Annotated in this window: 6 protein-coding genes, 2 tRNA genes and 1 rRNA gene; 1 reads left to right on the plus strand and 8 read right to left on the minus strand. The window is 47.3% G+C overall.

Features of this window, described 5'->3' with window-relative positions; genetic code table 11:
- Positions 1–49: 49 nt before the first annotated feature.
- The 5 genes from EDC14_RS10870 to EDC14_RS10890 all read right to left on the minus strand — a co-directional run bounded on the left by EDC14_RS10870 (position 50) and on the right by EDC14_RS10890 (position 6,680).
- A complete protein-coding gene (locus EDC14_RS10870; protein WP_132014315.1) occupies positions 50–1,159 on the minus strand; it encodes a M48 family metallopeptidase in 1,110 nt (369 codons plus the stop codon).
- 83 nt (positions 1,160–1,242) lie between these two features.
- The gene (folD, locus tag EDC14_RS10875) at positions 1,243–2,091 is read right to left on the minus strand and encodes a bifunctional methylenetetrahydrofolate dehydrogenase/methenyltetrahydrofolate cyclohydrolase FolD (protein ID WP_132014316.1); all 849 of its coding nucleotides are present in this window, start codon (positions 2,089–2,091) and stop codon (positions 1,243–1,245) included.
- Positions 2,092–2,103: 12 nt separating this feature from the next.
- Positions 2,104–2,904: a methyltetrahydrofolate cobalamin methyltransferase gene (locus EDC14_RS10880; protein ID WP_132014317.1), complete on the minus strand. Its 801-nt coding sequence runs from the start codon at positions 2,902–2,904 to the stop codon at positions 2,104–2,106.
- Positions 2,905–3,124: 220 nt separating this feature from the next.
- Positions 3,125–3,934 carry a DUF1638 domain-containing protein gene (locus EDC14_RS10885; RefSeq protein ID WP_165907945.1) on the minus strand — a complete coding sequence of 270 codons (810 nt, stop codon included), beginning with the start codon at positions 3,932–3,934 and terminating at the stop codon, positions 3,125–3,127.
- A 7-nt stretch (positions 3,935–3,941) separates the two neighbouring features.
- Positions 3,942–6,680 carry a UvrD-helicase domain-containing protein gene (locus tag EDC14_RS10890; protein WP_165907946.1) on the minus strand — a complete coding sequence of 913 codons (2,739 nt, stop codon included), beginning with the start codon at positions 6,678–6,680 and terminating at the stop codon, positions 3,942–3,944.
- Positions 6,681–6,773: 93 nt separating this feature from the next.
- Here EDC14_RS10890 and EDC14_RS26775 point away from each other — a divergent pair, with 93 nt between their 5' ends.
- Positions 6,774–6,926, plus strand: coding sequence for a hypothetical protein (locus EDC14_RS26775; RefSeq protein ID WP_165907947.1), 153 nt, complete (start codon positions 6,774–6,776; stop codon positions 6,924–6,926).
- A gap of 619 nt (positions 6,927–7,545) precedes the next feature.
- Here the strand turns inward: EDC14_RS26775 and EDC14_RS10895 are convergent.
- The 3 genes from EDC14_RS10895 to rrf all read right to left on the minus strand — a co-directional run.
- Positions 7,546–7,620 (minus strand) — tRNA-Asn (locus EDC14_RS10895).
- A gap of 29 nt (positions 7,621–7,649) precedes the next feature.
- Positions 7,650–7,724, minus strand: a tRNA-Asn gene (locus EDC14_RS10900).
- 191 nt (positions 7,725–7,915) lie between these two features.
- Positions 7,916–7,995 (minus strand): 5S ribosomal RNA (rrf, locus tag EDC14_RS10905); the annotation flags it as partial.

Raw genomic sequence — 7,995 nt, forward strand, 5'->3', positions numbered from 1 at the left:
AAAACGACCTCAATAGGTCGCTGTCATCATCAACAAGTCAATGGGTAGGTCAATTGGTTTCCTCAATAAGGGCCTCCAGTCGTCCGATACGGCTGGCTAAATCCGGATGGCCCATCAACCAACGAATAATCCCCAACCGCTGCGGGCTCCCATTGCAGGCAAAAACTCGATTTAACGCTAAAATCATCGGTGTCGGGCCGCCTAAAAATTTTGCGGCTTGACGGTCGGCGTCAAATTCTTGAGCACGGGCAATCGCCTTAAAACAAATGTATCCCAGGATCCCGATGCCAAGATAAGCAGTCCAGTGAAGACCCGGGTAATTCTCGATCAGCATTGAGGCTAGATAGATCAATACTGCCAGGATCAGCACCCTAATCTCTAAATGGTGCCGTTTAAAATGTGCACATTCATGGGCAATAATCATTCGCAAATCTTGCGGACTGGTGTTTTCTAAAATCGAATCGGTTAAGAAGATACTGCGAAGAAATATCCCCGTCGCAAACGCATTGGCCACCCGTTCCAAATGCCAAACTCGTACCGAACGAATATGGATTTTAAAACGGCCGGCTACCTCATGGACCAGTCTTGTTAATTCAGGGCTGGCAGTACTCATCTTTAAACGCCGGATTCCAAGTACCGCTAATTGTAAAAATAGCATCACGGCTAGCAAGGTAACCTGGATGACGAATTGTTCCGTAAAAGAAAGGTTATTGGGGAGCAAAGGCAAATAGAAATAATTGATTCGCAAGAATATTAAAATATTTAACAAAAAAAGCCAAAAGTAGCTATACTGGATCAAATACGATCCAAATTGACCGTTCAAACCCCGGAAAAAACGATCATTCCAATACGACAGCCATAAGAAAAACATCACGAAACCCATCATCAGCAACAAATTTAGTAAATCCTCAGCGATCAACGCCTCTGGAATTGGAATAGCTTGAAGGATCCGGACCCATAACGGATGCTTTAAAACGAGAATCAGATATCCAATAATCAGTCCACCATGGAGTGTTCGAAATATAAAAACGGAACGCCATCTTCTTTCGGGGTAATCCATTCTCCTTTTGAACATGACGGTCTGGAAGAACCATAACGCCAAAGCAGCGACAAGTATATAGATTACTCTCACCCAAACAAGTTGTTGGATGATCTCCATGGATTCACCACCCGCTAATTCAGTGGATGCCTACAAGCCAAACACCAAATTCCGCCTAGTATAATATGTCGAGGCTAAACTGATCATGCTCGTTCATTAGCGCTTTGGACTGTGTTCTTCATTAGCATGGCGATGGTCATCGGACCGACTCCGCCAGGAACCGGAGTAATCCAACCCGCGACGGAACAAGCGGACTCAAAATGGACATCCCCGACCAGTTTTCCGTCGGGTTTACGGTTCATTCCCACATCAATCACAATCGCCCCAGGCTTAATCATTTCGCCGGTAATCATTTCAGGCCGACCCACCGCGGCAATCAATACATCTGCTCTGCGGCATACCTCGGCTAAATTCTCGGTTTTGGAATGACAAATCGTAACCGTTCCGTTTTCCCGCAACAATAGGATGGCCTGTGGTTTTCCCACAATATTGCTACGGCCGATTACCACGCATTCCTTACCGCTCAGTGAAATTCCGGTGGTTTTGATCAATTCCATGACTCCGGCTGGAGTACACGGCGGAAATCCAGGTAAGCCAATCATCAGTTTGCCGACACTCATGGGATGGAAACCGTCCACGTCTTTAGCAGGATCAATCGTCTCGATGACAAGTTGCTCATCCAAATGATCCGGCAACGGAAGCTGCACTAAGATTCCGTGAATTCGAGGATTTCGATTCAAATCCCTGATTAGATCGAGCAATTGGTCTTGGCGAATTGTCGCCGGAAGCGCATGTTCCTCTGAATAGATGCCCAATTCGGAGCAGGCCTTCTTTTTCATATTCACATAAACCCGGGAAGCAGAGTTATCTCCGACTATGACCACAGCGAGGCCTGGTTGTTTTCCTTGTTCGGCCAGTCCTAGAACTTTCGGCCGCAGCTCTTCCTTTATTCTCTTTGCAATTGACTTACCATCAATAATAAAAGCCGACATAATTGCCTCCTCCTATATATCCAGTCTTCCCTCACGAAACGCCGTAATATAATTCATCGCATACTCATCTTTACCCAGCAATAATTCGGAAGCATGCACGAGAGAAGTCAAACGCTTGTCGGTAGGATCGAGAATAGCGGAATCGAGACCGGAAAGCATTGCCATCACCAAAAAAGTATGATTCACTATTTTTCGGGCTGGCAACCCGTAGGAAATATTGGATAGACCGCAGACCGTGTGCAGTCCGGGATATTCTTGAGTCATTTTCCCGATCGTTTGGAAAACGATCTGTCCATAATGATCCCCTGTACTTACCGGCCGGACCATCGGATCGAGAAAAATATCCTCCAAAGGTATCCCCACCTTCGTCAATTCGGTGATTAAACCGGAACCAATGGCACAACGCTCCTCGGCCGACTCCGGCATCCCTTCGTCGTTCATCGTCAGTGCGATAACCCGGGTTTTAAAATCCCGCACCAATGGGAGGATAGCGGAAAAGCGCTCTTTTTCGGCAGTTATTGAGTTGATAATCGGTTGGCCGTGGTGCACTTTTAAGGCGCGCTCCAAGGCCACTGGATTTGGGCTGTCGATAGAACATGGGGCATCCCCGGTTGCTGCTTGAACTGTCTGAACCAACCATTCCAAAAATTTCGGTTCTTCTTCTACCAGCGTCCCACAATTGACGTCAATATAGGTCGCGCCCGCCTCCAGCTGGCGACGGGCCTCTTCCGCAATAAACGCTTCATCCCGGGCAACCACCGCCGGGGCAATCGACTTCCGACTGGTATTGATCCGTTCTCCGATGATAAGCATGATATTCTCCCCCTTCACCCCTCAAAAATTCTGACATAGATGAAATAATTTCTTCACAAAGATTTGTATTCCCAAAGCCGGATGCAAATGAAAATCAAAACGGAATTTGTTTATCCTATTCCAGCGGTAATAAGTTGAAAAAATCCCCTCATTTTCCATCATAGCCGGCTTTATGAACATGATGCTTATAGAAATTAAATCCAACTTATATAGTTTTTTATTATACATTACCCGTACATTCTTTGGTAGTAATAATTTGGTCATTAAAACTTGGAATAATCTCCGAGCCGGGCTGAACGATTAGGAACCGTTCGGGATCCCAGGCTCCTTTCAGTAGATCCGTCAGCATCGTTAAATCGCTTGAAACTTCTCGATATTCCCAGCCCAAATGGGAGGCACAATTCTGAGTGTAAGCGCGATATGCTTTATTTTGTTCAACCCCGTCTGCTTGGGAAATGATTAAGGTCGCCTGGCAGTATCTCTCTTGCCAGTGGCTTTCGGATTCCAATAAAAATGAGAGATTTTCCTGGCCATAGCGTTGTAAAAATTTCTCGGATAACTGTTTTTCACGTTCGGGACCGGGTGGCAGCATCCGTTCGATCCAGCCGGAACTGTACCAATAATTCGCTGAGTTTTCGGCGAATAATTTCTGATGCCTTTCTTTTGACCCCAACAAAATTGTGATACAGTCATGAGCTCTCGGTACCACCAGCGGTATGCGACGGGCCCGCAACCCCACTGTCGCTTCGCTGCACAAGCCATAACCCAGTAGCAGCGCTTGGTAAGTTTCGCGGCAAAGTGGCGATTGACCTTCCAACTGAACATATTCTTCAACGGTGTCGATCTCTTTTTGCAGCAATTGCTGCAGTATTTTGGGACGTTCATGAAGGCCAGCGGGCAAAAACCGCAGATCGACCCGGGTCGGAGCGACAGACTGTCGTCCCGACCGGGCCGGATTCTGATGCACGGCTCGGCATACCTCTTTCATCAAAATACTACAGCCGATATAGCAGAAGTACGCCAATGCCATCTCTCCTTCATGAATCCTGGAAAAGTCCCAATTGTTCATTCCGCAACTTGAAGGTAGGTTTTACTTTATCCAGTAGAGCCTCGGGAATCATCCTCAGAAATCTTGAGACTTCCACCGGCGTGAACTCGCCGGCATGGTTACGATATTTGCAATTCACAAAGTACAATTGTTGTTGCGCCCTAGTAACTCCGACGTAAAATAATCGTTGCTCTTCGGCCAGCAATTCCGGATCAGTTTTTTCGCCATAGGGTAATAATCCTTCTTCCACTCCAACGATGAAAACAACCGGAAATTCCAATCCCTTGGAAGCATGAAGCGTGGAGAGGGTAATTGTTTCGGTACCAATGATCCGTTGGCTTTTTCGGCTGATATCCCCATCATTAGCGAACGACAGATATTCGAGGAATTCAGCGACCTTGGGCCGTTCTTCGATGATCCGCAATAATTGTTCGAATTCGGGCGCGCTCTGATAACCCATCCGCTCCATCCAATCCTGCAATAAGGTAGGACCATCTTGTTCCGATATGATTACTTCATAGTAAGTAGATACATCAAGCAATGTAGCGATCTTCTCCAGGAGGGGAGTTTCCCATCGCGTTTTGGCCATGAATTCAATCCAATTTTGAGACCGGCTCTCCCCCTCCTTATCAGTCATCTGATGAAGGATCTGAGCAATCTCACTACCCGAAAAACTCCAACGCGCCTGCATCAGGACCTTTCGAAGCAGAAAAAGATCGGTCGGATCCAGCATTAGCCTGAGAAAATCGAGGAATTCGGTGACTGCCGGCGCCTCAAAGGTACTTTGCTGCCCCACCACCCGGTAGGGTAACCCCTGACCTGCCAGCATTTGCTCCAGAGCGTCCGCCTGTCGGCCGGTGCGAAATAGGATCGCAATGTCACCCAGTCCGAACACGTGCTCCCCGGTTCTACGCAGTCCGCGGCCGGAATCATGCGCCGAAAGCATGGTCGACCCGCCCAGAAGCCGGATGATCTCCGCCACTACCGTTTTGGCCGCTTCCTTTTCGGTATTAGTCTCTAGCCAGACCAGCTTTGCTTCATTTTGAAGGTCGCTTTCGTCAATTTTCTGCCGATAAGACGACTCGATCAGGCTATTGGCCGCCGTTATTACTGCCGGGATCGAGCGGAAATTGCGGCTCAGCATCCGCTGTTCCAGTTGAGGCCGGTCATTTTGTAAGTTTTTAAAAAACTCCGGGCTCGCTCCCCGAAACCCGTAAATTGCCTGATTGGGGTCGCCTATTGCCAGGAAACTGTCGCTTTCCCGGCTCCAAACCTGGATGAGACGGTACTGCATCGCATTTAAATCTTGAAACTCGTCGATCAGCAGATGCCGAAAACGCGTATTGAAAGGCTTCAGCCATTCCGGTTCGGTTTCCCAGAGTTCAATGGTTTTTAAAATAATATCGTCAAAATCAACCCGCTGATATAGATCGAGCTGTTCCTGGAACGCCTCATAGATTTTTCGCCAAAGCTCAGGAAGTTGGCAATCTTTTTCCCAACGATATTTATTTTTAATTTTCGAAATCATCAGGAGTGCCTCACGAGGCGTCATCGAAATCCGGTTCCAGTGCAAAATCTCTTTGACGATATCCCGCGCCTCAAATTGATCGATGAGTTTATACCGAAATGATGTTGGGTCCTCATTGAGGATCTTCCATGCCAAGCTATGAAAGGTTCCCAAATTGACCCCATTGATATCCGACCGCTTCGCAAATAATTTCGTGAGCCTGGCCCGAATCTCAGCCGCGGCTTTATTGGTAAAAGTTACGCCCGTGATCTGGGCCGGATCGATCTGCTCCTCTTTTATTAAATAGGCGATCCTTTCAACCAGGGTTTTTGTTTTCCCCGTCCCGGGTCCGGCAATGATGATCATATTCTTCTTCCGGGAATGAACGATCTCTGCCTGTTCCGGGCTCAATTGACCAGGATTCAATTGGTTTTTTGGCTCTGCCCCGTTCGGATGCGTCTTTTTCGGCCTAGGAGCAGAAATCGGTAAAGCCTTCCGAGATTGTGTCACCGCTCGTTTCTCAAATAACGCCGCTTGACCCAGCAAAGCTTGACGGTCATCCTCGCGAAACACCGAAATCACGCCATATTCTCCATCATAACCGGGACGAATCTCTACGACCCCATCACGCAGGCGGCGGATTCCTTCCGTAATCAACGGACCAACGGTATGCGCCAGATCATTCAGCTCAATCTCTCGCAAAACCGTCAATTCGGGTCCAAATTGATGGAGCGCTTGAAAATAGACTTGCTCGACCTTGCGGGAGTTTGGACCGACGTTCAATGCTGAAGCTATCAATTCCTTTAGGGGGACCAATCTTTGAAATGGTCGGGTGGATGATGGCCGAAATCCTTCGGGACGATCCGACATCTGGGTAATTCGGTTGAGCACCCCGACCGTCACTCTTCTACCGCAACGAGGGCAAATTCCCTCATAAGCGATAGTTTCCTCCGGTTTCCAGCACACCTCGCAATTCCGGTGCCCATCGTAATGGTACTTTCCTTCTTCCGGAAAGAACTCCAAAGTCCCTAAGAAATCCTTTGAAGATTCGTCATACAGCGCATTTTTTAATCCTTGATAAGAAAAATCGGCTGCGAAAATATTCGCTTCTCTCGCTAAGTTTCTGGGATTATGAGCATCCGAATTGGAAATCAATTTAAACCGATCTAAAGCCGACCAGCGCCAATTCATTGCGGGATCAGAAGAGAGGCCGGTCTCCAAGGCAGCAATATGCTGAGTCAGATCGGCATAGCATTCGTAAATATCGTCGAATCCCGAATTGGAACCGAATACTGAAAAATGGGGTGTCCAGATATGGGCCGGAACCAACATTCCTTCGGGTGCATTCTCCAAAAGCAGCTGAAACAGATCGTAGCTATCGATGCCCAGTATTGGACGTCCATCCGAACGGATATTCATTCCCAAGTCTTCGAGCGCCGCGCTGAACCGGTCGGCATCTTCCAATGACGGAAGAATGATGAGATGATGGACCTTTCGGACTCGGCCATTTTTTTTATAAATCGTACTAAGCTCTCCGGTAACGACAAATCGGGCCTCCGACTGGTTTGGAACTTCGGGAGCGGGAGCCTCTTTCAGCTGATAAAATCCCGGTTCCGCGGGAATAAGTTGTTCACGAAGCTCCTGCCGCCAGCCAGGATGAGTAAAATCACCGGTGCCAACCAGGGAAACACCTTTTAATCCGGCCCATCGATATAAATTTAAAGGGTTGCAATCCTTGCTGGTCGCCATCGAAAAACGCGAATGAATATGTAAATCAGCAATCCACGACATTCAAATCACCCCAACCATCCATCAATGCCGCAATCAGTTATTTGAACCTCAATGAATTGCGACATAGCTTTTTGATTCATAAGATGAAAAACATCCCGCCATTTTCGGATGGGGAAAGCTAATTCCAAGTTTTTCATCTTATTCTAACCATTTAAATTTCCACAAGAATCAGCCGTTGCCCTGCCGGGCAAAGAAATAAATGGTTTAACATTTACCTAAAAATATACTTCCTTTCAAGAAGTCAATTGGATAGACTAAAAAAAGAGACTGGATAGTCTCTTTTTAAGTTATAAATTGGCTCCCCGAGTTGGATTCGAACCAACAACCACCCGGTTAACAGCCGGGTGCTCTACCGTTGAGCTATCGAGGAGTGAGCGAACAATATTCGATTTAATAAATTGGCTCCCCGAGTTGGATTCGAACCAACAACCACCCGGTTAACAGCCGGGTGCTCTACCGTTGAGCTATCGAGGAGTGAGCGACTGATTCAGTCGACGTTTAATATAATAGCATAGATATCTTACCGAAGTCAACCCTATTTTATCAGGTTTTTTGTGGCATTCTTGCCATTTGGGATAGATTTAAAAATGTTTCGAATTCGTATTCTTCAATGAAGAACCTCCGTTATTTTCGGAGGTTCTTCATTGAAAGTTTGAAAAAATCGCTCCTGGCGAAGACCTACTCTCCCGGCCGGTTACCCGACAAGTACCATTGGCGCAGAGGGGCTTAACTGCTGTGTTCGGGA

The sequence above is a fragment of the Hydrogenispora ethanolica genome (assembly GCF_004340685.1).
GTDB classification, from domain to species: domain Bacteria; phylum Bacillota; class UBA4882; order UBA8346; family UBA8346; genus Hydrogenispora; species Hydrogenispora ethanolica.